The sequence below is a fragment of the Haloarcula sp. DT43 genome, assembly GCF_037078405.1.
Taxonomy (GTDB): Archaea; Halobacteriota; Halobacteria; order Halobacteriales; family Haloarculaceae; genus Haloarcula; species Haloarcula brevis.
Genome location: NZ_JAYMGZ010000001.1, coordinates 1,004,231 through 1,030,150, shown reverse-complemented (window position 1 = coordinate 1,030,150; position 25,920 = coordinate 1,004,231). Strand labels below are relative to the sequence as shown.

The 25,920-nt window shown below is 67.2% G+C and carries 28 protein-coding genes; 16 read left to right on the top strand and 12 right to left on the bottom strand.

Going from position 1 to position 25,920, the window contains the following annotated elements; all coding sequences use genetic code 11:
• Positions 1-24: 24 nt before the first annotated feature.
• The 3 genes from hemA to ahbB are packed head-to-tail and all read right to left on the bottom strand — an operon-like array spanning position 25 to position 3,102.
• Complete coding sequence (gene hemA / locus VI123_RS05530) at positions 25-1,371, bottom strand: glutamyl-tRNA reductase (protein WP_336337044.1); 1,347 nt, start codon at positions 1,369-1,371, stop codon at positions 25-27.
• A complete protein-coding gene (locus tag VI123_RS05525) occupies positions 1,368-2,015 on the bottom strand; it encodes a precorrin-2 dehydrogenase/sirohydrochlorin ferrochelatase family protein (RefSeq protein ID WP_336337043.1) in 648 nt (215 codons plus the stop codon). Before VI123_RS05525 ends, hemA begins: the two co-directional genes overlap by 4 nt.
• Before the next feature lie 31 nt (positions 2,016-2,046).
• Positions 2,047-3,102, bottom strand: coding sequence for a siroheme decarboxylase subunit beta (gene ahbB / locus VI123_RS05520; protein ID WP_336337042.1), 1,056 nt, complete (start codon positions 3,100-3,102; stop codon positions 2,047-2,049).
• A gap of 99 nt (positions 3,103-3,201) precedes the next feature.
• On the opposite strand from ahbB, the gene VI123_RS05515 reads away from it, so the two are divergent.
• Entirely contained in the window at positions 3,202-3,492 is a 291-nt protein-coding gene (locus VI123_RS05515; protein ID WP_336337041.1) for a DUF7577 domain-containing protein, read from the top strand.
• Here VI123_RS05515 and VI123_RS05510 read toward each other — a convergent pair whose 3' ends face one another.
• The 3 genes from VI123_RS05510 to VI123_RS05500 all read right to left on the bottom strand — a co-directional run bounded on the left by VI123_RS05510 (position 3,493) and on the right by VI123_RS05500 (position 4,470).
• Positions 3,493-3,903, bottom strand: a complete 411-nt coding sequence (locus tag VI123_RS05510; protein WP_336337040.1) for a DUF5778 family protein — start codon at positions 3,901-3,903, stop codon at positions 3,493-3,495.
• Between the two features lie 175 nt (positions 3,904-4,078).
• Positions 4,079-4,273, bottom strand: a complete 195-nt coding sequence (locus VI123_RS05505; RefSeq protein ID WP_004591449.1) for a cold-shock protein — start codon at positions 4,271-4,273, stop codon at positions 4,079-4,081.
• 2 nt (positions 4,274-4,275) lie between these two features.
• The gene (locus VI123_RS05500) at positions 4,276-4,470 is read right to left on the bottom strand and encodes a cold-shock protein (RefSeq protein ID WP_008312646.1); all 195 of its coding nucleotides are present in this window, start codon (positions 4,468-4,470) and stop codon (positions 4,276-4,278) included.
• 114 nt (positions 4,471-4,584) lie between these two features.
• Between VI123_RS05500 and uppS the strand changes: the two genes are divergently transcribed.
• A complete protein-coding gene (gene uppS / locus VI123_RS05495; RefSeq protein ID WP_336337039.1) occupies positions 4,585-5,511 on the top strand; it encodes a polyprenyl diphosphate synthase in 927 nt (308 codons plus the stop codon).
• Here uppS and VI123_RS05490 read toward each other — a convergent pair whose 3' ends face one another.
• Complete coding sequence (locus VI123_RS05490; RefSeq protein WP_336337379.1) at positions 5,512-6,120, bottom strand: undecaprenyl diphosphate synthase family protein; 609 nt, start codon at positions 6,118-6,120, stop codon at positions 5,512-5,514.
• Positions 6,121-6,213: 93 nt separating this feature from the next.
• Here VI123_RS05490 and VI123_RS05485 point away from each other — a divergent pair, with 93 nt between their 5' ends.
• Complete coding sequence (locus tag VI123_RS05485) at positions 6,214-7,572, top strand: DUF92 domain-containing protein (protein WP_336337038.1); 1,359 nt, start codon at positions 6,214-6,216, stop codon at positions 7,570-7,572.
• Positions 7,569-7,985: a GNAT family N-acetyltransferase gene (locus VI123_RS05480; RefSeq protein ID WP_336337037.1), complete on the top strand. Its 417-nt coding sequence runs from the start codon at positions 7,569-7,571 to the stop codon at positions 7,983-7,985. The genes VI123_RS05485 and VI123_RS05480 overlap by 4 nt, the downstream gene beginning before the upstream one ends.
• Here the strand turns inward: VI123_RS05480 and dnaG are convergent.
• Together dnaG and VI123_RS05470 are read right to left on the bottom strand one after the other, a co-directional pair.
• Positions 7,982-9,304: a DNA primase DnaG gene (gene dnaG, locus VI123_RS05475; protein ID WP_336337036.1), complete on the bottom strand. Its 1,323-nt coding sequence runs from the start codon at positions 9,302-9,304 to the stop codon at positions 7,982-7,984. The genes VI123_RS05480 and dnaG overlap by 4 nt on opposite strands.
• A gap of 162 nt (positions 9,305-9,466) precedes the next feature.
• Positions 9,467-10,177, bottom strand: coding sequence for a sugar phosphate isomerase/epimerase family protein (locus VI123_RS05470; RefSeq protein ID WP_336337035.1), 711 nt, complete (start codon positions 10,175-10,177; stop codon positions 9,467-9,469).
• Between the two features lie 51 nt (positions 10,178-10,228).
• On the opposite strand from VI123_RS05470, the gene VI123_RS05465 reads away from it, so the two are divergent.
• From VI123_RS05465 to VI123_RS05430, 8 genes are all read left to right on the top strand, one after another.
• The gene (locus VI123_RS05465; protein WP_336337034.1) at positions 10,229-10,573 is read left to right on the top strand and encodes a tRNA-binding protein; all 345 of its coding nucleotides are present in this window, start codon (positions 10,229-10,231) and stop codon (positions 10,571-10,573) included.
• Positions 10,574-10,648: 75 nt separating this feature from the next.
• Positions 10,649-10,858 carry a DUF3311 domain-containing protein gene (locus VI123_RS05460; protein ID WP_336337033.1) on the top strand — a complete coding sequence of 70 codons (210 nt, stop codon included), beginning with the start codon at positions 10,649-10,651 and terminating at the stop codon, positions 10,856-10,858.
• A 1-nt stretch (position 10,859) separates the two neighbouring features.
• Positions 10,860-12,386 carry a sodium:solute symporter family protein gene (locus tag VI123_RS05455; RefSeq protein ID WP_336337032.1) on the top strand — a complete coding sequence of 509 codons (1,527 nt, stop codon included), beginning with the start codon at positions 10,860-10,862 and terminating at the stop codon, positions 12,384-12,386.
• Between the two features lie 102 nt (positions 12,387-12,488).
• Positions 12,489-12,923 (top strand): YgaP family membrane protein, encoded by a 435-nt coding sequence (locus tag VI123_RS05450; protein ID WP_336337031.1) that lies wholly within the window; start codon positions 12,489-12,491, stop codon positions 12,921-12,923.
• A gap of 273 nt (positions 12,924-13,196) precedes the next feature.
• Positions 13,197-14,426, top strand: a complete 1,230-nt coding sequence (locus tag VI123_RS05445) for a glycosyltransferase family 2 protein (protein WP_336337030.1) — start codon at positions 13,197-13,199, stop codon at positions 14,424-14,426.
• A gap of 146 nt (positions 14,427-14,572) precedes the next feature.
• On the top strand, positions 14,573-15,490 hold the full coding sequence (locus VI123_RS05440; RefSeq protein ID WP_336337029.1) for an HFX_2341 family transcriptional regulator: 918 nt from the start codon (positions 14,573-14,575) through the stop codon (positions 15,488-15,490).
• A gap of 235 nt (positions 15,491-15,725) precedes the next feature.
• Positions 15,726-18,398, top strand: a complete 2,673-nt coding sequence (locus VI123_RS05435; RefSeq protein ID WP_336337028.1) for a valine--tRNA ligase — start codon at positions 15,726-15,728, stop codon at positions 18,396-18,398.
• Positions 18,399-18,490: 92 nt separating this feature from the next.
• On the top strand, positions 18,491-18,667 hold the full coding sequence (locus tag VI123_RS05430; protein WP_336337027.1) for a hypothetical protein: 177 nt from the start codon (positions 18,491-18,493) through the stop codon (positions 18,665-18,667).
• 29 nt (positions 18,668-18,696) lie between these two features.
• Here VI123_RS05430 and VI123_RS05425 read toward each other — a convergent pair whose 3' ends face one another.
• Positions 18,697-19,464 (bottom strand): DUF1405 domain-containing protein, encoded by a 768-nt coding sequence (locus VI123_RS05425; RefSeq protein ID WP_336337026.1) that lies wholly within the window; start codon positions 19,462-19,464, stop codon positions 18,697-18,699.
• 164 nt (positions 19,465-19,628) lie between these two features.
• On the opposite strand from VI123_RS05425, the gene pdxS reads away from it, so the two are divergent.
• Both pdxS and VI123_RS05415 read left to right on the top strand, forming a co-directional pair.
• The gene (gene pdxS, locus VI123_RS05420) at positions 19,629-20,537 is read left to right on the top strand and encodes a pyridoxal 5'-phosphate synthase lyase subunit PdxS (RefSeq protein WP_336337025.1); all 909 of its coding nucleotides are present in this window, start codon (positions 19,629-19,631) and stop codon (positions 20,535-20,537) included.
• Between the two features lie 77 nt (positions 20,538-20,614).
• Positions 20,615-21,832 (top strand): mechanosensitive ion channel family protein, encoded by a 1,218-nt coding sequence (locus VI123_RS05415; RefSeq protein WP_336337024.1) that lies wholly within the window; start codon positions 20,615-20,617, stop codon positions 21,830-21,832.
• Position 21,833: 1 nt separating this feature from the next.
• Here the strand turns inward: VI123_RS05415 and VI123_RS05410 are convergent, their stop codons facing one another.
• On the bottom strand, positions 21,834-22,142 hold the full coding sequence (locus VI123_RS05410; RefSeq protein ID WP_336337023.1) for a hypothetical protein: 309 nt from the start codon (positions 22,140-22,142) through the stop codon (positions 21,834-21,836).
• A gap of 213 nt (positions 22,143-22,355) precedes the next feature.
• On the opposite strand from VI123_RS05410, the gene VI123_RS05405 reads away from it, so the two are divergent.
• Both VI123_RS05405 and VI123_RS05400 read left to right on the top strand, forming a co-directional pair.
• Positions 22,356-22,937: a DUF2150 family protein gene (locus VI123_RS05405; protein WP_336337022.1), complete on the top strand. Its 582-nt coding sequence runs from the start codon at positions 22,356-22,358 to the stop codon at positions 22,935-22,937.
• Positions 22,938-22,983: 46 nt separating this feature from the next.
• Complete coding sequence (locus VI123_RS05400) at positions 22,984-24,984, top strand: PKD domain-containing protein (RefSeq protein WP_336337021.1); 2,001 nt, start codon at positions 22,984-22,986, stop codon at positions 24,982-24,984.
• Positions 24,985-25,017: 33 nt separating this feature from the next.
• Here VI123_RS05400 and VI123_RS05395 read toward each other — a convergent pair whose 3' ends face one another.
• The gene (locus VI123_RS05395; protein WP_336337020.1) at positions 25,018-25,767 is read right to left on the bottom strand and encodes a CAP domain-containing protein; all 750 of its coding nucleotides are present in this window, start codon (positions 25,765-25,767) and stop codon (positions 25,018-25,020) included.
• Between the last annotated feature and the right edge of the window lie 153 nt (positions 25,768-25,920).

The following is a 25,920-nucleotide window of genomic DNA, read 5'->3' as shown; positions in this document are numbered from 1 at the left end:
GCGTGGGCAAAAAGGTGGGCGTGGTCAGTCGTCCGAGAGCCGGTCGAGCATCGCGTTCGGAATCTCGTCGCGCATGCCGTCCGGGATGTCTTCGACCGACATGCCCTTGGTGAACTCGGGCTGAGTGGCCTGGTCGGGACCGCCGAAGTCCGGGTCGAACAGCTGTAAGGCCGTGTGAATCGTCGACCAGTCGTCCTCCTCGGCGGCGTCGCGCAGGCTCTTGGTCGGCGCGGCGAGTATCTGGGAGACGATGGCGTCGGCCATCGCTTCGACGACCTCCGCCTGGTCCTCGTCGAAGTCCGCCGCCGAGAGTGCGCTGTTTAGCTCCGCCGCTTTCACCTGTTCGGCGCTCTCGTACATCGTCGAGATGACCCTGTCGGCGCGCTTGCGCTTGTACTGGGTGAGCAGCCGGTCGAACTCCTCGTCGACGATGCGCTCGACGGCTTCGGCGGCCCGCTGTCGCTTGTTCCGGGTTTCGGCGGTCACCGACTCCAGTGCGTCGAGGTCGTACACCGTCACCGACGGGAGGCGGTCCGCGCCGGCCGGAACGTCACGCGGCTGTGCGATGTCGACGATGGACACCTCGCCGGCGTCGCCGAACGTCCCGATGTCGAACACCTGGTCGCTGCTCCCGGTGGCCGAGATGACGACGCGGGCCTCGGAGACGGCCGCTTCGATGCCCTCGAGCGCGACCGCGCTGGCGTCGGTGTCGACCGACTCGGCGACGTGTTCGGCGTGTGGCACCGTCCGGTTGGCCACGAGGAGCCGGTCGACCTCCTCGCCGAGCGCCTTCGCCGCCAGTTGGCCCATCTCGCCGGCACCGACGACCAGGGCCGTCTCGCCGTCGAGGGAACACTCCTTGTCGAGCAGGCGAACCGCGGCGGAGGCCAGCGAGACGACGCCCTCGTTGATTTCCGTCTCCGTGCGAGCGCGCTCGCCGACGTGAATCGCCTTCGTGACGCCGTCTTCCAGCGTCGGCCCGACGCCGCCGACGCCGCGGGCGGTCTCGTAGGCGGTCCGGAGCTGTCCGAGAATCTGGTCCTCGCCGAGTACAATCGATTCGAGCCCGGCGGCGACCCGGAGCAGGTGACGGAGACTCTCCTCGTGCCCCATCTCGACGACGACGTCGTCGGGGACGGCGCGGGTGAACAGTTCGAGCGCGTCGAGGCCGTCCTCGCGGTCCGAGACGACGACGTACCCCTCGGTCCGGTTGCACGTCTGCAGCGCAATCGCCTCCTCGACCTCGGGGTGTGCGAGCAGGGATTCGACGGCGTGGCGCTCGCTGTCCGCCGCAGCGGTCTCTAGCTGGTCGACGCTCGCGCGCTCATGGGAGATACAGACCCCAACGATTGCACCAGTGTCCCCTCTCACGTTTGATCACCAGGTAACTCTCCGATCACGTCTCTAGCTACTTGCTCCCCATTGGACCTGCCACTATCTAAAGCCTTCCAAACTTCCCGTGACCTGACAACGAGCCTAACGGCGTCACGCCGCTCGGACGGGGGGACGCCCCTGTCCCGGAGGTCCTCGCGGAGGTCGCCGACGAGGGCCGCCATCAGCCCGGCGTTGTCGAACTCCGATTCGAAGCGCTCGCGCAGGTGCTTCGACAGCGCCGGCGCGCGCCCGCCGGTCGCAATCGCCAGCGTCACGGGGTCGTCACGCACTGTCGCGGGAACGACGACGTTGCCGAACGACTGGTCGCCGTGGTCGTCGGCCCGATTGACGAGCGCGCCGTGGGCCTCGGCGGCCGCGCTGAAGGCGTCGTTCAGGGCCGGGTCGTCCGTCGCGGCGACGACCAGCGCCGGGTCGGTCCGCTCGACCCACGCCTGTGCCTGCTCGGGGGTCGGTGCGGCCCGGACCTTTTCCGCGTCCGCGAACGACCGGTCGGCGAACTCGGGGCTGAGGACGACGACGCGCGCCTCCGCGGCGAACCGACGGGCCTTGCGCGCACCGACCGGACCGCCGCCGACGACGAGCACCGTCTCGCCCTCGAAGTCGTGCATGAGCGGAATCATCGGCCACCGCCCCGTGCCCGGATGCGGACGGTCACGGCGTCTCTGCGTTCCGCCGCGCTCGTTCGTCCAGCCTGATGCCCGTCTTCTTCAGGATGCGCGTCGAGAACAGCGTGTCCCAATCGTCCTCGGACACGTCCCAGTGTTCGGCCATCCGGTCGCGGACCTGCTGGATGCGCTCCTGGCTCTCGGCCTCGCTTCGCCCGTGAGTCATCGCGAAGAAGTTGTACGGCCAGACGCCGTCGTGGCGCGGCCGTTCGTAGCAGTGGGTCACGAAGTCGAACTCGGCGATGGCCGGCCCCACCTCGTCGATGACCTCGTCGGGCACGTCCCAGACGGTCATCCCGTTCTCGCTGTAGCCCAGCGCGTAGTGGTTCGGGATGACGCCGACGCGACGGACCTTCCCCTCCGCGTTGAACCGCCGTATCGTCTCCAGCACCCAGTCGACGTCGGCGTCGATTGCGTCGGCCACGTCGGCGTAGGGCGTGGCGGTAATCGGCAGCCCGTCCTGGATTTCCAGCACGAGGTCCAGTTCGTCGGCAGTGAGCGACCGCTCCGCGGTCGGCGTCACGTCCGGCCCCAGGTCCGAACAGTCGACGGCCTGTGTCTGTGGCCCCTCGACGGGGAACTTCGCGCCGACGTGGAACTCCTGCTGTTTCGGGAGGTTGTACGTCTCCTCGCCGGTCTCGGCTTCGATTTCGGCCAGGACCTCCTCGACCCGTCCCTCCTCGGCCACGGAGACCACGAACCACATGTTCAGATGGGGGTGTTCGCGCTCGTAGTTGTGCGCGACCTCGGGGTGGGCGTTTATCAGTTCCGCGTGCTCGTCGTAGCTGTCCTCGGGAGCGTGGGTCGCGACGAGCGTCGCGGTGCCGCCGATGGCTTCGGCGTTGATGAGCGCGCCGAACCGCGTGAGCACGCCCGCGTCGTCGAGGTCCTGTACGCGCGCCAACAGCTCGTCCGCGTCGATGTCGACGCCGTGCTCGGCAAGCGCCGACGCGGCCGGCTCGAACGGCCGTTCGACGACCGGGAAGCCCCCCTGAAAGGCGTTCAGCACGGCCCGGTCTACTGTTCCGAGGTCTTCGCTCATGCCGCAATCTGGGGGTTCTGCGAATAAAAATAGTCCGGGACGGCCGCCCGCCTGCCCGGTCGCCGGAGCGTTTTACCCCTCTGGGCCCGTACTCCGGGCGTGGCAATCTCGACGGCCGAACTGGCGGTCCGGCTGCTGGTCTACCTGTTCGTCCTGATAGGGGTGCCGCTGTGGTTCGTCCTCATGTTCCGGCTCATGGACTACGCCGCACACGAGCCGCTCGTCGAGCAGTTCAGCGGCCGGCGCGCCGGGCGCGACACCGGCCAGCTCAACGCCTACTTCGAACAGGCCGCGGTCGAGGCGACGACCTGTCGCATCTGCGGCGCGGCCAACGGTCCGGACTACACCTACTGTCACAACTGCCAGGAACGGCTGTCGGCTGGCGACTGATTACTCGCCTTCGACGCCCGTGACCGCGTAGCCGGCCTCTTCGATGGCGGCGAGGATGCCGTCGTGGTCGGCGCTGGCCTCGTAGTAAAACACCAGGTCGAAGGAGCCGTTGCGCAGGAGCTGCTGGCACTCCCAGACGAACTCCTCGCCGTCGAGCGTGAGCCCCTGGTGCTGGTTCGACGCGAACTCGGGGTCGTCGCTGCCGGAGTAGACGAACGTGTCCGTGGGGTCGAGCCCCGCGCCCTCGGCGATGAGTTCGCCGACCTCGATGGTGGCCTGCATCATCTCGATTTCGTCGCTGCCGTCGTACTCCGTGTGGACGACGGCGCCGTTGAGCTGTATCTCGCCCGGCTCGAGCAGTTGTTTGGTCCGGCGGTAGAGGTCCTCGTCGAGTGCGTCGGCCTCGCTCATACCATGCGGTCGGCGGCCCTGTGCCTAAGACACTTCGGATTCCGAGCGCTTGTCGGCTCTACCCGAAGATATTCGGTCCGTGAGACGGCGCGCGGGTAGCGGTGAGAAGCCACGCACTACCCGGGCGCACCGCTCCGTCGAGCAACAGTCCTCTCGAAAAGCGAGTCGCTCTCGCCTACAGCCGCGTGAGGTTCTTCGCCCGCGGGCCTTTGTCTGCCTGTTCGATGTCGAATTCGACTTCTTGCCCTTCTTCGAGGTCCGGGCCGCCGACGTCTTCCATGTGGAAGAACACGTCTTCGTCGGCGTCGTCGGTTTCGATGAAACCGTAGCCACCCGTGTCGTTGAAGAAGTCTACAGTGCCTGTCGCCATGGTTACAGCCGCGTGAGGTTTTTCGCGCGCGGGCCTTTGTCGGCCTGCTCTATCTCGAATTCCACTTCTTGCCCCTCTTCGAGGTCAGGACCTTCGATGTCCTCCATGTGGAAGAAGACGTCCTCGTCGGAGTCTTCGGTATCGATGAAACCGTAACCGCCTGTGTCGTTGAAGAAGTCTACCGTACCGGTCGCCATTGCAGTTGAACGTTAAGCCGGGGTCTATTAAAACTATGCGCATATATTTCGTTATATTAGGCGGGAAATAACTGTACCAGCCCCCTTCCACAAAGCCCTTATTGAGTGGTTGAAATGTATACGATGATGCTATCGAGGGGGAAGCGACTGGGTTACGCGGCCTACGAGCGGCTGCTCAAGTGGGAACTGTCGGGAACGCCGGACCACGTCGCCGTCATTCAGGACGGGAACCGGCGGTACGCCGAGAAACAGGGGGCCGAGAAACAGGAGGGTCACCGGGAGGGGGCCGAGACGACCGAGGCGCTCCTGAACTGGTGTGACGAACTCGACGTCAGGGAGGTGACGCTGTACGCGTTCTCGACGGAGAACTTCGACCGCGACCCCGCGGAGCGGGAGCACATCTTCGACCTCGTCGAGCAGAAGCTCCGGACCTTCGCCGACGCCGACCGGGTCCACGAGGCCGGCGTGTGCATCCGCGCCATCGGCGAGACGGAGATGCTCCCCGAGCGGGTCCAGGAGGCCATCGACTACGCGGAGGGCCGAACCGCACAGTACGACCAGCTCAACCTCAACGTCGCGCTGGCCTACGGCGGCCGGGCCGAACTGCTCGGCGCGGCCCGCGACGTCGCCACCGCCGTCGAGGACGGCGCGCTGGACCCGTCCGACGTCTCCGCGGAGACTATCGAGGAACGGCTCTACGAGGGGCCGACCCGCGACGTCGACCTCATCGTCCGGACCGGCGGCGACGAGCGCACCTCGAACTTCCTCCCCTGGCACGCCAACGGCAACGAGGCCGCGACGTTCTTCTGTACCCCCTACTGGCCCGAGTTCCGGAAGGTCGACTTCCTCCGGGCGATTCGGACCTACCAAAACCGCGAGCAGTCCTGGCGGACGACCCGCGCCGAGCGCTCGCTCGCGCTTGTGCGTGCCATCGAGCAGTCGGAGCTGCCGACGGCAAAGCGGATGCTCGGGCGGTTCCGTGACGCGCTCCCCAACGCCGAACGCGAACAGCTCGACGAGGAGTACGACCTCGCGGACTGATTACCGGCCAAAGCGCCGCTGGCGGTCCTGGTAGTCACGCAGCGCCCGCAGGTAGTCCCGCAGCCGGAAGTTCTGCCAGTTCACGTCGGTGAAATACAGCTCCGAGTAGACGGACTGCCATATCATGAAATCGGAGAGCCGCTCGGCCCCGGTCTTGATGACCAGGTCCGGGTCGGTCGGGAAGACGAGGTGTTCCTCGACCGCGGTCTCGTCGATGTCCGCCGGGTCGAGTTCGCCGGCGTCGACGTCCGCCGCGAGTTTCTGGACGGCCGTCGCGAACTCGGACTGCCCGCCCAGGCCGATTGAAATCTGAATCGGGGCGTCGGCCGTCGTCTCGTCGTCCGGGACTCTGACCGCTATCTCCCGCGGCGCGGTGACGCTTTCGAGTTCGCGCTGGAGCGTCGGAATCGCCTCCTCGTCGAGGACGCTCACGTAGACGACGACCGTGTCGGTGCCGTACTGGACCGCCCAGTCGAAGAAGCGTTCGAGCGTCCGGTAGGCACCGTCGCCCAGCAGGTCACGCTCCGTGATTACCAGCGCGACCGTCTCGGGCAGGTCGGCGTCGCTACGTCGGACGCGCATCGCGAGATAGCGGTCGTACAACCCCACGTCCGCCGGTATGCCGACGGCCACAGTAAATCCCACGGTACCGCCCTCCGCAGTTCGGAAAGGGTAAGTGCCTCTCGGGGATACCGGTGGCACGTGACTGGCACAGTCCGTCGGGCAGGCGCGTTCGCCGCGGTGGGGACCCTCGCGGTCGTCGTCCCGGCCGCGACGGGCTTTCGCTCGCTCGAACTCGCGACTGTCGCCGCTATCGCGCCGTTCGTCCTCGTCGCCGCGCTCGGCGTGACCGCCATCGACCAGAACTCGCGGCTGTTCGACCTGTTCGCGCGGCCCGGCGACTACGAGGACGGGAAACTGTACGGGCTGGCGGCCTTCTCGCTCGCCGCCGCCGGCCTCGCGTTGCTCGCCGTCCGCTTTGGCCTCCCGGTGCCGGTGTTCGTCGGCGTCGTCGTCATCGTCGCCTACGGCAACCTCGGCCAGCGGCTCGCGTACACCGTCCGCTCCGACGAGGTGGTCGCAACCGCGGGCTTCGTGCTCGTCGGCTTCGTCGCCGGCGTCGCGGGCCAGGTGCTGGGGACGCGGATTCAGGCCGCCGTCGGCGAGGGGGCGGTCGCCGTCGACCTCCCGCTCGTGCTGTTTCTCGCCGCCAGCGGCGCGTTCGTCGCCGCCCTGCTCCGCTCGGTCCTGTTCGAGCGGGACGACCCGCTGGTGATGCTCACCGTCGGCCTCCTGCTGTGGCTGTTCTTCGAACTCGACCCGTCGGTGACGGGCCAGCGCGCCGTCATCGCCCTGGCCGTGACAGTACTGCTCGGCTATCTCTCCTACGCGCTCGACACCGCGTCGCTCCCGGGAATGCTCACCGGCGTCCTCCTCTCCTTTTTGACCATCGTGCTCGGCGGTTTCGGCTGGTTCGCCATGCTGATTTCCTTCTTCGGGCTCGGCGGCCTCTCGACGAAGTACCGATACGACGAGAAACTGGAGCGGGGCATCGCGGAGGAAAACGAGGGGGCACGCGGGAGCGGGAACGTGCTGGCGAACTCAATCGTCGCGCTGTTCGCCGTCGTCGCCGCGGCGGCGAGCCCGAGCCACATCGCCGTCGATCCGCTGCTGTTCTTCTATGCCTTCGCCGGGGCCGTCGCCGCCGCGATGACCGACACGTTCTCCAGCGAGTTCGGCGGGCTCTACGACAACCCGCGGCTCATCACGACGCTCAGACCCGTCGAGCCCGGCACCGACGGCGGCGTCACCTGGCAGGGCGTCGCCGCCGGGGCCGTCGGGGCGGGCATCATCGCCGGTATCGCCGCGCTCACCCAGGACATCAGCACGGTCGGGAGCGGCGTCATCCTCCTGTGTGGCCTGGTCGGGATGACCGTCGACAGCCTCTTGGGCGCAACCGTCGAGGGCTCGGTGGTCGGCAACCAGGGCGTCAACATGCTCGCGACGCTGGCGGCCGCGCTGACCGGAGCCGGCGTCGTACTGGCCGTCGGCCTCCTATGATTCGGGAGGGCCGTCCCGAGGACGAGGCCCGCATCCGGGCCATCCAGACCGAGGCGCTGGACGAGCCGTGGCCGGAACTGCTCGGCGTCGGACTCAACGGGCCGCCGCTCGTGCTGGTCCTCGACATCGGCGAGCCGCTCGGCTACGCGCTGGTGGTGCCGGACCGCCCGGTCGCGTACGTGGCGGAGTTCGCCATCGCGCCCGAAAAACAGGGCCAGGGCCTCGGGACGGCGCTGATGGACGGCCTGCTCGACCGGCTCCGTGCCGGCGGGTTCGAGACCGTCAGGCTCACCGCCCGCGCGGACGACGAGCGGGCCCGTTCCTTCTACGACGGGTTCGGGTTCTCGGTCGCCGACGAGCTGCCCGGCCACTACGACGACGGTGACGGCGTGTTGCTCGTTCGAGAGCTCTAGCCCTCGATGCGGACCTGGACGGCGGTCGGCTGCTTGACGTACTCGCCGTGCCCGCCGGCGACGACGACGCCGACGCCGCGCTGGGCGGCCACGTCAAGGAGCTTCTGCGTGCAGTCGCCGTCGACGACGACCGTCCTGGGAACGGTCTCGGCCGACGCAAGCAGCGAGACGACGTCGTCGGCTTCGCCCTCCGCGAGCAGCGTCGCGTCCTCGTCGACCAGCCGCGCCGTCCCGCTGTGGTCCTTGACGACCGCTTCGATGTGGTCCGAAAGCGAAGGGATGGCCGGTTCGTCGGCGTCCTCGTCCGTCGCGTCGCCCGCCGTCGCGGCCGCGTTCGACTCGTCGGACGCCACCGTCGCCTCGCCGGCCGTCTCGGCCCCGGCTGACCCGGCCTCTCCGGGCGCGGGCTGGTCGTCGACGGAGTCATCCGGCACCGCGGCCGCCACGGCACCGCCGTCGGCGGTCGTCGATTCCCCGGCGTGGGACAGCTCCTCGCGGATGGTGTCGAGGCTCTGTGCGCTTGCGACCGTCTCGTAGGGGACCTTGTCCCGCAACGCCGCCATCACCTCGCTGCGCGAGAGGTCCTCGACGGACTTGCCGCTGGGCGTGACCGCGACGTAGTCCACGTCGCCGACCTGCGCGAGTTCCTTCAGGATGAGGTCGCCGCCGCGGTCGCCGTCGAGGAACGAGGTCACCGTGCGGCCGGCCGTCAGGTCCGCGATGGCATCGGGGACGTCCGTACCCTCGACCGCTACGGCGTTCTTGATGCCGTATTTCAGCAGTTGCAGCACGTCCGAGCGGCCCTCGACGACGACGATGGCGTCGGAGTCGGCCACGCGCGGCCCGGCCGGGAGCCCCTCGTACTCGGTCACGTCGGCGACCCGGACCTGCTGGCGGACGGTCTCGACGATGTCCGCGGTCTGGATGGACGTCTCCTCGAAGTCGTTCAGCAGTTCCGTGGCCCGCTCGACGACCTCGCGGCGCTTGGCGCTGCGCACGTCCTCGATTTCGGAGACCTCTATCTCGGCGCGGCACGGCCCGACCTGTTCGATTGTCTCCAGTGCCGCGGCGAGAATCGCTGTCTCGACCCTGTCGAGGCCGCTCGCGACGGTAATCTCGCCGAAGGACTGGCCCCCTTCGGAGCGTATCTCCACGTCGATGCGACCGACCTTCTTCGAGTCCTGCAGGTCCCGCAGGTCCAGTTCGTCGCCGAGCAGCCCTTCCGTCTGGCCGAACACCGCGCCGACGACGTCGCTTCGCTCGACGACTCCCGCCGCCGTGATGTCGGCATGTATCAGATATTTCGCCGTATCTTGCATGATTGTCCTGTTTTCCAGCCCGTCTCGGGATGTCCCGACGGACTGCTGTCACTATACTGATGTTGGGTAGTACAGCGGAATAACCTTGCGCACGCGAGCCGGTGCCTGAGCGGGCCCCCTGCGGGTCGCCGCAGGTCTTCTCGCAGTGCCGACCGCGACGGCTCACTCCAGCAGCGGCCGCATGCCGTCGATACCGGCCTGGATGGCGTCGACGGGGTTCTCGGGGTCGTCGTGCTCGAAGACGAGCCACTCGGTCCCGGCCTCGCGGGCCGCGTCGACCACCGCCTGCAGCGGAACGACGCCCTCGCCGAGCGCCGTCGGCTCGCCGTCCGCGGTCATGTCCTTGAGGTGGACGACGGGAACGCGGCCGTCGAGTCGCCGGAGCAGTGTCACGGGGTCCTGGCCCGCCGCGTGGGCCCAGCCGGCGTCGAACTCGACGCCGACCGTCGTCCGGTCGAGGAGCGCGTCGAAGGCGGTGCCGTCGCCGAGCGGGACGAACTCGTGGTCGTGGTTGTGGTACAGCAGGGGGCGGTCGAACTCCGCCTCGAGCAGTTCCAGCAGCGCCGCGGTCGACTCGACGGCGCTCTCGCTCGCGAAGTGGTCGTCGTCGAGGTACGGGAGCACGAGATACGGCGCGTCGAGCGTCCGGACCTGATTGCCGACGGTGCGGGAGTCGGACTGTAAGTCGTCCAGCCCGACGTGGACACCGGCGATACCCAGCCCCGTCTCGTCGAGGGCACGCCGGGACACACCGGGGTCGCCGATGCCGGCGAACTCCACGCCGTCGTAGCCAGCGGCCGCGATACGGTCGAGTACGTCCGACAGCGGCTCGCGGAGGTCCCGGAGCGTCCAGAGCTGAATGGCCGTTCGCATACCGTCGCTGCGAACGCTGTCGTAAAATAAGTGGACGTACTACCGGAGCCCATGGGATTCACGGAAACCGAAATCGACCCCGCGCGGTTCCTCGAAGACGTGGAGATGCGCATCGGCGAGATAGTCGACGTCGAGCCGTTCCCCGAAGCGCGCAAGGACGTGTACAAGCTCGACGTCGATTTCGGCGACGAACGCCGACAGTCCGCCGCGGGGCTGACCGACGTATACGACCCGGAGGAACTGCTGGGTTCACAGGTCGTCGCGGTCGTCAATCTCGGGACCGTCTCTATCGCCGGCTTCGAGAGCGAGTGTCTGGTGACCGGCGTGGACAGCGAGGAGGGCGTCGTCCACCTGACCCCCGAGCGGGAGGTCGAACCCGGCACTCGTGTGTATTGAAGAAGATTGTTCTTCAACGAGAGTCGGTGAAGGTTCGTTACCCATTAGTACCGGCAGCGGCTAGCCTGTCGTAATATGAGTACCGTCAGAGCTGCCGGGTGGGCAGTCGTCGCGCTCGTGTTGATGGCGCTGGCAGTGCCGTGGTTCCTCTGGGATACAAGCACAATCGCGGCCGGGCTGCCGGTGTGGCTGTGGTGGCACATCGGGTGGATGGCGCTGGCGAGCGTCGTCTTCGCCGTCTTCGCGCGCACAGACTGGGGCCTCGGCGTCGAGGAGGTGCGGTAGCGTGGCCGACACCGCGCTCCAGTTGGGCATCGTCGGCGCGTACATGGTCGTCGCGCTCGCGGTCGGTGCGGTCGCGTACCGGCTGACCGACCGGACCGCCGAGGACTACTACCTCGCCAGCCGGACGCTCGGGACGGTCGTCCTGCTGTTTACCACCTTCGCGACGCTGCTGTCGGCGTTTACGTTCTTCGGCGGCCCGAACCTCGCGTTCAGCGCCGGCCCCGAGTGGATACTCGTCATGGGGCTGATGGACGGCATCATCTTCGCCGTCCTCTGGTACGTGCTCGGGTACAAGCAGTGGCTCGTCGGCAAGCGCCACGGCTACGTCACGCTGGGGGAGATGCTGGGCGACCGCTTCGGCTCGACGGCGCTGCGGGTCGTCGTCGCGGGCGTGAGCCTGTTCTGGCTGTTCCCCTACGTGATGCTCCAGCAGAAAGGGGCCGGGCAGGCCATCGTCGGCCTCACGAACGGCGCGGTCCCGTTCTGGGTCGGGGCCGGCGGTATCACGCTGTTCATGGTTCTCTACGTCGCGCTTTCGGGGATGCGCGGCGTCGCCTGGACCGACACGCTCCAGGGCCTGTTCATGCTCTCGCTGGTCTGGGTCGCCGTCGCGTGGGTGCTATCGGCCGTCGGCGGCGCGGGCGCGGCGACCGACCTGCTGGCGTCCGAAGCGCCCGCGTTCGTCGCGCTCGGCGGCGGGCTCTACACGCCCCAGTACATCGTCTCCACCGCGGTCAGCATCGCCTTCGGCGTGACGATGTTCCCGCAGATAAACCAGCGGTTCTTCGCCGCCGGGTCCAAGAAGGTGCTCAAGCGCACGTTCGCGCTCTGGCCGGTGCTGGTCCTGCTCCTGTTCGTCCCGGCGTTCATGCTGGGGGCGTGGGCGGCCGGCCTCGGGGTCACGGTCCCGGAGAGCGGCAACGTCATCCCGGCGCTGCTGGGCGAGTACACGCCAGCGTGGTTCACCGCCCTGGTCATCGCCGGGGCGATGGCCGCGATGATGTCCTCCAGCGACTCGATGCTGCTGTCGGGGTCGTCGTACCTGACCCGGGACATCTACCGGCCGTTGACTGGCCGGAGCGACGCCAGCGACGAGCGGACCGACCGCCGTGAGGGGTTGGTCGCCCGCGTCGGCGTCGTCGCCTTCGCCACCCTCTCGTTCGTCGCGAGCCTCTACACGCCCGGGACGCTGGTCCAGATAGGCGACACCGCATTCAGCGGCTTCGCCCAGCTGACCGTCCCCGTCGCGCTCGCGCTGTACTGGCAGGGAACGACGCGCTCCGGCATGTACGCCGGCGTCGTCGGCAGTCAGGTGTTCTACGGCCTGCACGTCTTCCCGGTCGTAGCGACGATTGCGGGACTGGTCGGCCTCGACGTCGCCCTCCCGGCGACGTACATGGGCTGGACGCCCGGCGTCGTGGGCATCCTGGTCGGCCTCGTGCTGACGGTCGGCGTCTCGCTGGTGACCGCCCCCGCCGCGACCGAGGACCGCACCGCCTATGCCGTCTCCGGCGTCGAGAGCGACTGAAGCGACCGGGTCCGCTCGCCGGCCGTTCGGCGCGGGAACCACCGGACGGCGGCCGTCGGTCGACATGTAAACCTACAAAAGCGTCCAGGCCAATGTACCGGTATGGACTCCGATACGAACGTCGGCGGTCGCGACCGCCTGCTTCGAGCGGTGCTTGCAGTCGTCCTGACAATCGTCTCCGTGCGCTGGCTTCGCAGCGGGAAGCGAAAGCGCGGCCTGCTGGCCGGCGTCGGCGCGCTCGGCCTGGGCTTCAACGCCTCGACGGGCTACTGCGGCTTCAACGACACGTTCGACATCGACACGACAAGCGAACCCGATGACGACGACGTGTTCTCGCCGAGCGACTCCGACGAGGAACCGGCGACCGACGACTCGGCCGACGTGAGCGTCGACTTCGCCGCGTCCGACGACGCGGCGACCACCGAGGTCCGCGCTAACGGCACGCTGACCTGCGCGGTCTGTGAGGACCCAATCGTCCCCGGGGAGCGCCGCGGGCCCAACGACGAGGGCGCTATCGTCCACGAGAGCTGCGAGTAACGTCGCCGCTGGACGCGAATCTGGTTTTTTGTGGGTCGCCTGAACCCGACGCTCAGCTGTGTCGCCCAGCCCCGGCTGTGGCCGGCGCGCCGCGGTACGGCTCCGACTGTAGCCGAGTTTCGACGAGCAACGCCAGAAGTCCTCCGCGGGAAGCAGTTCGCCGGGCCTGCGTGACCGGCGGGACGAATGTAACTGACGAGCGCGAGTGGTTTCTGGATAGTATCTCGTAAACGAACAGCTAATAGTAGGTGCAAACACGGAGGTAAACAGGAGATGGTCGAATCCGTGTCGGTCCAGGTGCTGCTGTCGGTACTGCTGTGGGCTGCGCTCGGCGTGTACGGCTTCTCGTCGCTCTGGTGGAGCGTCGAGACGTTCGTCCTGTCGCGCGGGTGGAAGCCGGACAGCACCGACGTGTGGGGACTCGACGACGTACAGGTCCGCATCCTGACGATTGATGCCGCGCCGGTCGTCCAGCAGACGGTCGACGCGATACCGGACGAGGTGACGGACGTTCGCGTCATCGCCGAGTCGGACATCACTGTGGAGGGCGCGACGGTCCACGTCGTTCCCGACGAATTCACCTGTGCGGCGACGAACAAGGGGCGTGCCGTCGAGTGGGCGCGGCGCAACGTCGACTGTGACAGGGAGTACACGCTCTATCTCGACGAAGACACGATAGTCACCGACTTCACCGGCCTGCCGGACGCCGACTTCGTTCAGTTCACGGAGAAACCGATATACACCGGCTCGCGGCTGACGTATCTCTGTGAGGTCTTCCGGACCGGCTACCAGTTCGAACAGCTCGGGTTTCACCAGCTTTCGTACCCGCTGTACGCGTGGGGCGGTGGGTTCGCTATCCGGCACGACATCGAGCAGGAACTCGGCTGGGACGTGGCGACTATCACCGAGGACACGAACCTGATTTGGCGCGCCGCCAGGGAGTACGACCTCACGTACCAGCTCGTCGACAGCCGCTTCCGGAACCAGGCCCCGCCGTCGGTCAAGTCGATGCTCAAACAACGCCGTCGGTGGATGAGCGGGACCATCAGGGACGACTACCTGCTGCCGCTGCTGTACCGACCGCTCTACCTCACTCGCGTGGTCGCCTGGGCCTTCTCCCCGTTCGTGCCGCTGCTGGCTCTCGCGTCGTACCTGCTGCCGGGCACCGCGCCCGGCATCGAACTGTACGGGCTCGTCTCGACGGTGCTGCTCGGCATCCTGTTCGTGTACATGTTCCTCGGCGTCGTCGCGTACCGGAAACACCCGATTCTCTGGCCCGTCTTCCTCCTGCTGACGCCGGTGGCCGTCGTGCTTCACGCCACCGGTGCGCTGTGGGGCGTCGTCTCCCCCGTCGAAGAGTTCGAGGTGACCGAGAAGGTGACCCCCGAGACCATCGAAGCGGTCAATCACCTCGAAGAGGGCTCGCTGCAGCGACACGACGGGACCGAACGGCTCCTCCGCGAGTCTGGCGACGAGTTCGAGATGCACGTCTTCGACGATTGAGCCCACGTTCGTCGGCCCGACGGCTGACGGACCTAGTCCGTCGCTGCTCGCCGGCCGGCTACGGGACGGCGACGGCCAGCGCCGGCGTGCGTGCCGACGGGCCGAAGACTGGTGTTTTTTATAAATACCAGCCGACCGTACCAGGTATGCAGACCCACATCGTCCCGGTCGGGTTCGACTACGACCGGCTCATCGCGCCGCTCGTGCGCGAGCAACTCGACGTGGACCGCGTCATCCTGCTCGAAGGGGCGGTCGGCAGCGAGGCCAACGTCGAGTACTCACGCAACCTCGCGGAAAAGCTGGAGAAGGACTACCAGAACCTCCTCGGGGCCGAAACCGAGCGGTTCGTCGTCGCCGACGTGTACGACTACGACGAGGCCTTCGAGCAGGCCTTCGAGCTCATCAACGCCGAACTCGACGCGGGCAGCGAAGTGTGGGTCAACGTCTCCGCGATGCCCCGGACTGTCTCGTTCGCCTTCGCCACCGCCGCCCACTCCATCATGGTCGAGCGTGAGGGCGACCGGGACCGCATCCACACCTACTACACGGTCCCCGAGAAGTACCTCGAAACCGAACTCGCGGAGGAACTGCGCAAGCAGATAGACATGCTGGAGGACATGCGCACCGGCGAAGAGGTCGACGAGCGCGTCGACGAGCGACTCGAAACCGCGCGGGACCTGCTGGCGGAGTTCGACGAGCGCGGGACGACCATCGGCGCGAAGGAAATCGACGGCTCCCACATCGTGGAACTTCCGGTCGCCTCCTTCTCGAACGTCAAGCCCTTCGAGGAGGTCATCCTCTTCACGCTGGGCGAGCACGGCGAGTTCGAGTCCGTCTCCGAACTGGCCCAGCAACTGGCCCGGGACATGGGCGAGGAGTACACCGACTCCTTCCGCTCGAAGGTCATCTACAACGTCGACCGCCTCGGCCCCGGCGGCAAGGGGTACATCGAGCAGGAGGAACACGGGAAGTCCTACCGGACGACGCTCTCCCGCATCGGACAGCTGTGGGTCCGCGCCCACTCCGCCGAGGACCGCGACCGGCGCGAGCCCGACCTGACGTGACCTGAGTTGGTGGTCATCGTGGCCCTGCCGAGAAGCCACCGGAAACCGAAGTCGTTAATCCCGCCGTCGGCCGAGTACTGACCAGATGGTGCGTCGACTCTCCCAGACGCTGGTTCTCGCCCCGGTCGGTGTAGGGGTCCCCACGCCCCACACCACCCCCACCACTCGACGCACGCACCGCTGACAACCGCGCCGCAGTCCACCGCTATCCGGGCTATCCGCCCACCGTTCGAACATGAGTGATACACAGGACCCACCGCAGGAGGAATCGACCGCAGACCAGTCAGCCGACGCCCTCGACGGGGAGTACGACCCCCGCGAGGTAGAGCCGGAGTGGCAGGACCGCTGGGTCGCCGACGAGACCTACGCCTACGACGAGGACGCCGACACCCGCTTCACCATCGACACGCCGCCGCCGACGGTGTCGGGGAACCTCCACATGGGCCATCTCTACCAGTTCACGCTCCAGGACTTCGTCGCCCGCTACCACCGGATGGCCGACGACACCGTCTACTTCCCCTTCGGCTACGACGACAACGGCATCGCCTCGGAGCGGCTGACCGAGCGCGAACTCGACATCCGCCACCAGGACTTCTCCCGGCGGGAGTTCCAGGAGAAGTGCCGCGACGTCTGCACGCAGTACGAGGACGAGTTCACCCAGGACGTGCAGTCGCTCGCCATCTCAGTCGACTGGGACAACACCTACAAGACCATCGCGCCGGACGTCCAGCGCGTCTCCCAGTTGTCCTTCCTCGACCTCTACGAGCAGGGCCGGGAGTACCGCCAGCGTGCGCCGACCATCTGGTGTCCCGACTGCGAAACCGCGATTTCGCAGGTCGAACAGGAGGACAAGGACAAGTCGACGCTGTTCAACGACATCGCGTTCGACCTCGTCGAGACTGGCGATGGACCTGCCGAGGAGGACGCGACGTTCACCATCTCGACGACCCGTCCCGAACTGTTGCCGGCCTGTGTCGCCGTCTTCGTCCATCCCGAGGACGACGACAATCAGCACCTCGTCGGCGGGACGGCGCGGGTGCCAATCTTCGAGCAGGAGGTCCCCGTCATCGCCGACGAGCGCGTCGACATGGAGACCGGCAGCGGCATCGTGATGTGCTGTACGTTCGGCGACCAGAACGACATCGAGTGGTACCAGGCCCACGACCTGCCGCTGCGGCTCGCCATCGACGAGTCCGCGACGATGACCGACCTCGCCGGCGACTACGCCGGGCTGCACACCACCGAGGCCCGCGAGGCCATCATCGAGGACCTGCGCGAGGAGGGGTCGCTGCTGGAGAGCCGCGACCACGACCACACCGTTCAGGTCCACGAGCGCTGCGAGGAGGAGGTCGAGTACCTCGTCACCGAGCAGTGGTACATCGAACTGCTCGACAAGAAGGAAGAGTACATCGAGGCCGGCCGCCAGATGGAGTGGTTCCCCGAGAAGATGGCCACCCGCTACGAGCACTGGATAGAGGGGCTGGAGTGGGACTGGTGTATCTCCCGCCAGCGCGACTCGGGCATCCCGATTCCGGTGTGGTACTGCGACGACTGCGGCGAGCCCGTGATGGCCGAGCGCGACCAGCTCCCGGTCGACCCGCTGTCGGACGACCCGCCGGTCGATAGCTGTCCCGAGTGTGGCCACGGCTCGCTGACGCCCGAGGAGGACGTCTTCGACACGTGGGCCACGTCGTCGCTGACGCCGCTCGTCAACGCCGGCTGGGACTGGGACGACGACGCCGGGGATTTCACCTGGGAGAACCCCGAGCTGTACCCCTTCGACCTGCGCCCGCAGGGCCACGACATCATCTCGTTCTGGCTGTTCCACACCGTCGTCAAGTGCTACGAACACACCGGCGAGGTCCCCTTCGAGAACGTGATGATAAACGGGATGGTGCTAGACGAGAACCGGGAGGCGATGTCCAAGTCCAAGGGCAACGTCATCCCGCCCAGCGAGGTGCTAGAGCAGTTCCCGGTCGACGCCACCCGCTACTGGGCCGCCGGGACCTCCATCGGCGACGACTTCCCGTACAAGGAGGGCGACCTGGAGGCCGGCGAGCGCCTGCTCCAGAAGCTCTGGAACGCCTCGCGGCTGGTCGACCAGCTCACTCCGGCGGAGCGACCCGCCGAACCGGACGACCTCGCCGCGGTCGACGAGTGGCTGCTGGCCGAACTGGACGCGACCGTCGAGTCGGTCACGGCGAAGTTCGAGGCCTACGAGTTCTCGAAGGCCCGCAACGAGCTCCGCTCCTTTTTCTGGAACACGTTCTGTGACGACTACCTCGAAATCGCCAAGCAGCGGCTTTCGGACGGGGAAGATACGTCGACGGAGTTCACCCTGCTGCAGGCCCACCGGACCTTCCTGCAACTGTTCGCGCCGTTCCTGCCCCACATCACGGAGGAACTGTGGGACCGCGTCTACGACGAGGACGGCTCGATTCACACGACCGACTGGCCGACCGCGGGCGGCTACGACGCCGACCTCGACGCGGGCGAGACGGCGATGGAGGTCGTCTCCGCGCTCCGGCGGTACAAGACCGAGCACGGTCTGCCGCTGAACGCCGACCTCGACCACGTCGAGGTGTTCGGCCACGTCGCCGGCTTCGAGGACGCCGTCGCCGAGGCGATGCACGTCGACCGACTGGACACCTACGACGAGGCACCGGACATCACGACCGCGGTCAGCGGCATCGACCTCGACTACTCGCTGGTCGGCCCCGAGTTCGGGAGCGAGGTCGGCGCTATCGACGCCGCCATCGAGGACGGCGACTACGAGATAGACGGCGACGAACTCCACGTCGCCGGCGTCACGCTCACCGACGAGATGTTCGCCGTCGAGGAGTCCCGGACCTACTCCGGCGAGGGCGAGATGACCGAGACCGACAGCGCCGTCGTCGTCGTCCGGTAAGCCCGGCGCGCTTCCGGCGGTTCCAGCGGCTGTCGGGCCGCACATCGCCGCGACCAGTACCATCAAGACCTGCCGGTCCGGTCATTCGAACCATGCAAACGGAGGAGGCCATTCGGGACCGCATCGAGGCGCTGCAAAACGAGTACGACAAGCACGACCCGCCGTCGACAGAACTGGAGGACGAGGCCGAGGTCGCCATCCTGCGCGCCATCGAGGAACTGGAGTGGGTCCTCGACGAGCGCGACGCCGAGGACGGGTTCACGACCTGAGTGTGACCACTGGCGGAGGGCCGCGCCGGTCACGCCTGCCGTTTCACTTTCTCTACGCGCGTCGCCAGCGCGAGAAACGTCGCCGCGAGCGTTAGCACGACTGCCCAGCTCGCCGCGAGGTCGTGGGCCAGCACCGTGTGGTCGAACCCGCCGGTGACCAGCGGCTCGGCCCGGAGCCAGGTGTGGTGGGGGCCGTCCAGCACCGGGACGAAGTAGTCGACCACGTCGTTGAACCCGTACCAGGCGACAGCGACCGCGACGGCCGGCACGGAGAAGCTCGCGTAGCGGTGGATGAGAAACGCCTCCAGGGCCATCGCCAGGTGGCTCAGAATCAGGAACCAGTAGAGCCACAGCGGAATCCCGCCCGGCCCGTTGAGGACCAGCTGGACGTACGGCGTCCACAGGCCGAGCTTGATACAGCCGAAGAAGCCGAGCATGTGGAGCCACTGGCTATCCCAGTCGAGCCGCCAGGCGGCCAGCGAGAGCCCGATGAACATCGTCGCCACGGGCGAGTCCGGAATCAGGGGGTAGGCAGCCAGCGGAGCCGCGCCGAGCTGCCCCTCCACGAGCGGTGGCGCTGTGTTCAGCGGCCGGCCGGCGTAGTACCAGAACCCGAACAGCGTCCCGACCAGATTGACGAGCGCGATTGGCCAGGCGAGCCGGAGCCCGACGTTCTCCAGCCACGGCGGCAGTGGCGCGACGTACCGCGGGAGTCCCTCGGCGGCGGGGAGCCGCCGGCCGAACACCCGCGCGACAGCCGCGTCGATGCGCCCGCCGACACCCTCGTCCGGAGCCATGTCGGTGCAGTGGGGAGACGCGATGAAAACGGTAGTGGTCTCGGGGCCGCCCCCTGGACGTGTCAGCGTCGGTGGCTCGGTGTTCCGCCCCCGACGGACGGGCGGACGGCGTTCTGTCCCTCGGAAGGACACGCGTTAAGTAAATCCAGTTCCAAGCCGGAGTAATGACTGAAGAGACCGACCTCGAGGACCTTCGCCGCGGGACCGACCTGGTCAAGCGCGGCTTCGCGAAGATGCAGAAGGGCGGCGTCATCATGGACGTCGTCGACCGCGAGCAGGCCCGAATCGCCGAAGACGCCGGCGCGGTCGCCGTGATGCACCTGGAGTCGGTGCCGGCCGACATCCGCAAGCGCGGCGGCGTCGCCCGGATGGCCGACCCCGGCAAGCTCGAAGAGATAACCGAGGAAGTGTCGATTCCGGTGATGGGCAAGGCCCGCATCGGCCACACCGCCGAGGCCCAGATTCTGGAGGCCGCGGGCGCGGACATGGTCGACGAGTCGGAAGTGCTGACACAGGCCGACGACCGCTACCACATCGACAAGCGCGAGTTCACCGCGCCGTTCGTCTGCGGGGCGCGGAACCTCGCCGAGGCGCTGCGCCGTATCGACGAGGGCGCGGCGATGATTCGCACGAAGGGCGAGGCGGGCACCGGCGACGTGAACCAGGCCGTTACCCACCAGCGCAACATCCAGCGCTCCATCCGCATGCTCGAAGGGATGGCCTACGAGGAGCGCGACGAGTGGGCCCGCGAGCACGGCGCGCCCCGGCGGCTCGTCCACGAGACGGCGGACCGCGGCCGGCTCCCGGTCGTCAACTTCGCGGCCGGCGGCATCGCGACGCCCGCCGACGCCGCGCTCATGATGCAACACGGCTGTGACGGCATCTTCGTCGGCTCCGGCATCTTCGGCGCGGAGAACCCGCAGGCGATGGGCGAGTCCATCGTCGCGGCGGTCAACAACTACGACGACCCCGACCAGCTCAAGGAAATCGCGAAGAACCCCGGCAAGGGGATGAGAGGCCAGGCGAACGCGGACCTCGACGAGGAAGAGCAGCTGCAGGGCCGCGGCGTCTGACGGGGCCGTCGGTTTCTCGCATGGTCGCGGTGACAGGAAGACGAAGACACAAGTTCCTACGGCGGCGATAGACGGCTGTGCAGGGGACGGCTACGCCGACGCCGGCCGCCAACGAGACCGGTGAGGGACTGCTGGAACTCTTTACCGTGTTACAGCGGTCGCTGGAACAGCTCGTCGCGACGCAGGGGCGACTCGTCGCGACGGTCATCCTCCTGGTCGTCCTGCTTTTCAGCGTCGTCGCCGTGCCCGCGGCCCTCTCGCGGCTGCGGGCCGTCGCCGCGGACCGGACCGGCGACTGGGTGCAGGTCATGGCCGACTACACGCCGACGACCATCCGGGGCGTGTTCCTCCGCATCGCCCAGTTCTCGATGGTCGTCCTCGTCGTCCTCTCGTTTCTCGTCGTCTGGGGGGTCCTCGACATCGTCCAGACCGTGGGACCGTACCTCAACGGCAGCAACCGGTCGGTCCTGGCGACGATACAGACGGTCGTCCTCGTCATGCTGGCGTTCGTCCTGTCCGACCAGATGCAGCGGTGGATAGGCCGGTTCAGCCAGGCGGTCACCGGGTTCACCGAACACCAGGAGGAAATCCTCCTCCGACTGGGGCAGGTCACCGTGTTCGTCACCATCGGTGCGACGGTCTTCGCCGTCTGGGGCATCGACCTCAGCGGCCTGCTCGTCGGGGCGGGGTTCCTCGGTATCGTCGTCGGCCTGGCCGCGAGACAGACGCTCGGGTCGCTCATCGCCGGCTTCGTGCTGATGTTCTCCCGGCCGTTCACCATCGGCGACTGGGTGCTCATCGGCGAGGAGGAGGGCATCGTGACGGACATCACCATCTTCAACACGCGCCTGGAGAACTTCGACGGCGAGTTCGTCATCATCCCGAACGACCGCGTGAGCGACCGCGCGGTGACGAACCGCAGCCGGAAGGGGCTCCTGCGGCTCACGGTCGACGTCGGCGTGGATTACGACACCGACGTGGACCGGGCGATGGAGCTCGCCCGCGAGGCGATGACCGACATCGAGCACGTCGTCGACTCGCCGACGCCGGACGTGGTCCCGAAGGACTTCGGGGACTCCGCCGTGGTGATGGAGCTCCGGTTCTGGATAGACCACCCGACGCCGCCGCGGAAGTGGCGCGCCATCTCGGCGGTCGTCCGCGGCGTGAAAGCCGCCTTCGACGAGGAGGAGGTCTCGATTCCGTTTCCCCAGCGGACCCTCTCGGAGCGCGCGGACGCGGCCGAGGAGGTGTCGCCGGAGCGCGGCGTGGAGATGCGGCCGGACGGCGACGGCTGACCTACAGGTCGAGACCGTCGAGGACGAGCCCCAGCCCGAGCACCCAACAGCCAAGCACGGTTCCGAGCGCGCCGACGTAGAACAGCCAGGACAGCCCCTGCCCCGCGGTCAGCGGCCCGCTCATCGCGGCGGCCGCGGCGGCAGTCGCGGCCGGGAGCGACCCGGCGGTGAGGGCCATGCCGGCGAACGCGCCGACGGCCACCGGCAGCGCGACGGCGACCAGCGCCAGACCGGCCCGTTCGGCCAGTCTGGCGACTGTGGCCGGGTCCAGCGGGCCGCCGACGGTCGCGGCCGGCTGTCTCTGTGCCATGGTGTTCCATGACACGACCGCCTGTCATAAAAGTCCGTTCCTCGGTGGCGGCCGCGACCGGCGCTCGGAGTCAGACATCGAGCCGGTGCATCGTCACAACAGCCTCCTCTGGTACTGAAACGCCAGTCTTCTGCGTTCTCCCGGCGACGGTGGCGCTCCAGTCCAGTGGCCGCCGGTCGAAACTACTATCCCCAACGGGACGAACGGAGAGGTATGAGCACTCCGCCGGGGGAGTATTACACCGAAGAACGCTGGCAGAACTGGCTAGACCGTATCGAGGAAGAGGACGTCGACCCCGAAGACGAGGATTCGGCGCGGCTCCTGTTGAACCTGCAGGACGACGCCGCAATCGCGGTCGCGAAGATTCTCACGGACTACGAGGACGGGCCGCTCGACAAGGAGGCGACCCTCGACGAGCTTACCGGCGTCCGCGAGATAGTTCTCGACGACATCGACATCGACGACGAGGAGACCGTGATGCTGATAGACGGCGTCCAGACCTCGCTACTGTGCGTGTTCTACGCGGCAGAGGAGTTCGTCGCCGAAGGGGCCGCCGACGACGCGGCCATCGCCGACTACATCGAGGCCGCCGCCGACGCCGAAGCCCAAGAGGACCTCGACGCGGCGCTTGGCTACTGCGTCCAGGCCGGGACGCAGATAATCGGCGGCTCGGAGCTCCCGATGGAGGTCGCCGAAGACCTCGAATACGGGCTCGTCTCCGAGTGGGTCAACGGACTCGACAGCCTCCAGACCGCGATGAGCGACCCGGAAGTCGTCGAAGAAGACGAGAGTTGATAATTCGGCAGTCAGGTTTTTACCGCCGTCTCCGCAACTCCTCGCCATGAGTTTCACGGGCGATGAGCGCGCGCAGTCGGTGCAGGTCGGGGCTGTGCTGTTGTTCGGCGTGCTTATCATCGCCTTCTCGTCGTACCAGGCGTTCGCCGTGCCCGAGCAAAACCGGGAGGTGGAGTTCAACCACAACCAGCAGGTCCAGACGCAGCTGCAGGACCTGCGAAACGCCATCGTCTCCGTCCCGGGACAACCGAGCCAACAGGCCGTCTCGGTCCATCTGGGGACGCGGTACCCGAGCCGGCTGGTGGCGACCAACCCCGGGCCGCCGTCGGGCCTGCTGTACACGGACGGGACGGCCAACGAATCGCGGAACCTCACGGTCCGCAACGCCGAGGCGGTCAACCCAGAGACGGCGGACTACTGGAACGGAACGGCGTCGAGACACTACAACACGGGGGCCATCGCCTACAAGCCGGAGTACAACGTCTACGACGGTGCCCCGGAGACGGTCTACGAGCACTCCGTCGTCTACAACCAGTTCCGGAGGGCGAACCTCACGCTCTCGGAGCAGGCGATGGTCGACGGCCGCGACGTCACGCTGGTCGCGCTCAACGGGTCGCTGAGCCGTTCAGCGAGCGATTCGGTCACGGTCGACGTGCAACCCAAATCCCAGTCGTCCCGGACGGTCCGCGTCCGGAACGCGACAGGGTCGAACGTCTCGGTCTCGTTTCTCTCCCGGCTCCCGGCCTCGCAGTGGAACGAGACGCTCGGCGAGGAAGTCGACCCGAATCCGGGCAACATGAGCAACGACCGGTACGTGGCAAACGTCATCGGGTCCGAGGGACCGGGCTCGCTCTACAACATCACTCTCGTCTTCGAGCGCGGGGCGACCTACCGCCTGCAGATGGCGAAGGCGGGCGTCGGCACGGGCACAACCGATGAGAGCGAAGCGTACCTCACGACGGTCGACAGTGACAGCATCAGCGTTGCAAGAGGTGACAGCGAAGAGATAGTTCTGGAGGTCCGAGACGCGTACAACAACCCCGTGAGCGGTGCGACGGTCAACGGGTCGGTGGAAGGGGAGAACACAGGGGCGCTTACGACGGATTCGGAATCCGCCGACAACGACGGTCGGGTCGAGTTCGTCTACGAAACGACCCAGTCGACGGAGACCGGGAACCACACCGTCGAGTTCAGCATCGACGAACTCCACGGTTCGTTCGACAGCGAAACACCCGAAGATGTCGCGGTGCCGGTGACGGTCACCGAGGCGAGTCAAGGACCGGGTGACGGTGACGGGTCCGGCAACAACGGACTCATCTACAACGAGGACGCCGTTGCCCGCGACAGTAACGACGGCATCGACGGCGGCGTCGAGTTCAGTGTCACCAACGAATTAGGCGAGGAAATCACGATAACGACAGTGGCGGTCGACCCCGTCGACGACGATATAGACTACCTTAGCGACACGTATGCCAATGACCGCGACCCGGCACCACAGGAAAACGAACTGTACATCGAGGCCGATACTGACGGCTACACTGATTTCGGTGGCGGGACAGACGTTCCACGGGTCATCGACGTCGACGACGACAGCCGCTCCCTGTCCGGACCAAATCCGGTCATGTCCGATGGCTCTATCGCCACGTTCCACCTGTTCGAATTCCAGGACGGCGGCTGGGGTCCCGACGAGGTGGACATGGATGGTGAGAGCGTCACCATAACGGTCACCTACGAGCTATCGAGCGGCGGTACCGATTCGAAGATGTTCACGGTCACTCCCGGCGGCCCGAACGCGAACGAGCAGCCGAACGCCGACTTCACGATAGACAGTTCAGGAAACAGTAACAATCGAGACTTCGACGCCAGCCCGTCCAGCGACCCACAGGGAGACATCGCCGCCTACGAGTGGGACCTCGACGGCGACGGCATCTTCGACGATGCGACCGGCCAGACGGTGAGAGAGAGGGTCCCGTCTGATACGACGGTAGCGCTCCGGGTCGTCGACTCGGAAGGGAACGCGGACACTGTCCGTAAAGTGGTTCCATAACGTCCGTTCCGGCACTCCGTCCCGTCACCGGCCTCAGCAAAGGTTCACGGTGATGTAGACGACGCCGTCGGCGGTCGCGGCGCCGACGCCGATGTGGTTCGCCTGTGCTATGTACAGCGTATCACGGGGCCCGGAGAGGTCGAACCAGTGGTCGGCGACGGCGTTTGCCACCCGGGTCGCGTTCGCGCCGTTGGGGTCGACGCTCGTGACGAGTTCGAGGTCAGTCACCGGGCGGAAGTACGCGTTGCCCTCGTGGCGGAGGCGACACTGGTCTGCGAGCCCGGCGGCCGCGTAGCGGTCCCGCGTGTCAGTCCCGTTCGCAATGGGGGAGGCGAGCCCCTGGGCGGCCATGCGCTCGCTGTGGGTGGCGGCCATGGCCGACAGTTTCTGTCCGGTCCGTGTCTCGTTCGAGAGGCTCCCGTCGAAGGCGTCGTTGACGACCGGATTGCCGCGTCGGTCGTTGATAGCCGCGATGAGGTGTGCTTCTACGCGGGCCGTATCGACAGCCGTCTCCGGCCCCGCGTCCACCGGTGTGGGCTGTGCCGCCGTCGGGGTAGGGTCCGCGGACTGCATCGCGGCGGCCGGAGTCCCCGCACGACTCGGCGCCGCCGGCGACGTCCTGTCGGCGGTGGGGGTCGCCGCCGGTGACGCATTCGTCGCCGGAGCCGGCGCTGACTCGGTCGCGGACGCTCCGGCCGACCCTTCGACCGCCACTCCCGCGAGGAGCGAGACACTGACCGCCGCGACAACCACCAGTCCGAACGTGATGACCGACCTGTTCATGTGAATCGTTCCCGTCCCGTTCCGAGAAATGATACTTGGATAACAACTCTCTCGGAACTGGCTCGAACGGCGTAGACTCGGCTTTCTCTCCACAAATATGTTTGGACGAATTCGGGCCCCGATTACCAGCGACGAAAACCCGCCCGTAAACAT

Coding starts and splice junctions, on each gene's coding strand:
- VI123_RS05525 (WP_336337043.1), bottom strand. CDS start 2,015: ATGATTCCGCTCATGCACGACTTCGAGGGCGAGACGGTGCTCGTCGTC.
- ahbB (WP_336337042.1), bottom strand. CDS start 3,102: ATGAGCGAAGACCTCGGAACAGTAGACCGGGCCGTGCTGAACGCCTTT.
- VI123_RS05510 (WP_336337040.1), bottom strand. CDS start 3,903: ATGAGCGAGGCCGACGCACTCGACGAGGACCTCTACCGCCGGACCAAA.
- VI123_RS05505 (WP_004591449.1), bottom strand. CDS start 4,273: ATGGCGACAGGCACTGTAGACTTCTTCAACGACACGGGTGGCTACGGT.
- VI123_RS05500 (WP_008312646.1), bottom strand. CDS start 4,470: ATGGCGACCGGTACGGTAGACTTCTTCAACGACACAGGCGGTTACGGT.
- uppS (WP_336337039.1), top strand. CDS start 4,585: ATGTATACGATGATGCTATCGAGGGGGAAGCGACTGGGTTACGCGGCC.
- VI123_RS05480 (WP_336337037.1), top strand. CDS start 7,569: ATGATTCGGGAGGGCCGTCCCGAGGACGAGGCCCGCATCCGGGCCATC.
- dnaG (WP_336337036.1), bottom strand. CDS start 9,304: ATGCAAGATACGGCGAAATATCTGATACATGCCGACATCACGGCGGCG.
- VI123_RS05470 (WP_336337035.1), bottom strand. CDS start 10,177: ATGCGAACGGCCATTCAGCTCTGGACGCTCCGGGACCTCCGCGAGCCG.
- VI123_RS05465 (WP_336337034.1), top strand. CDS start 10,229: ATGGGATTCACGGAAACCGAAATCGACCCCGCGCGGTTCCTCGAAGAC.
- VI123_RS05460 (WP_336337033.1), top strand. CDS start 10,649: ATGAGTACCGTCAGAGCTGCCGGGTGGGCAGTCGTCGCGCTCGTGTTG.
- VI123_RS05450 (WP_336337031.1), top strand. CDS start 12,489: ATGGACTCCGATACGAACGTCGGCGGTCGCGACCGCCTGCTTCGAGCG.
- VI123_RS05445 (WP_336337030.1), top strand. CDS start 13,197: ATGGTCGAATCCGTGTCGGTCCAGGTGCTGCTGTCGGTACTGCTGTGG.
- VI123_RS05440 (WP_336337029.1), top strand. CDS start 14,573: ATGCAGACCCACATCGTCCCGGTCGGGTTCGACTACGACCGGCTCATC.
- VI123_RS05435 (WP_336337028.1), top strand. CDS start 15,726: ATGAGTGATACACAGGACCCACCGCAGGAGGAATCGACCGCAGACCAG.
- VI123_RS05430 (WP_336337027.1), top strand. CDS start 18,491: ATGCAAACGGAGGAGGCCATTCGGGACCGCATCGAGGCGCTGCAAAAC.
- VI123_RS05425 (WP_336337026.1), bottom strand. CDS start 19,464: ATGGCTCCGGACGAGGGTGTCGGCGGGCGCATCGACGCGGCTGTCGCG.
- pdxS (WP_336337025.1), top strand. CDS start 19,629: ATGACTGAAGAGACCGACCTCGAGGACCTTCGCCGCGGGACCGACCTG.
- VI123_RS05410 (WP_336337023.1), bottom strand. CDS start 22,142: ATGGCACAGAGACAGCCGGCCGCGACCGTCGGCGGCCCGCTGGACCCG.
- VI123_RS05405 (WP_336337022.1), top strand. CDS start 22,356: ATGAGCACTCCGCCGGGGGAGTATTACACCGAAGAACGCTGGCAGAAC.
- VI123_RS05400 (WP_336337021.1), top strand. CDS start 22,984: ATGAGTTTCACGGGCGATGAGCGCGCGCAGTCGGTGCAGGTCGGGGCT.
- VI123_RS05395 (WP_336337020.1), bottom strand. CDS start 25,767: ATGAACAGGTCGGTCATCACGTTCGGACTGGTGGTTGTCGCGGCGGTC.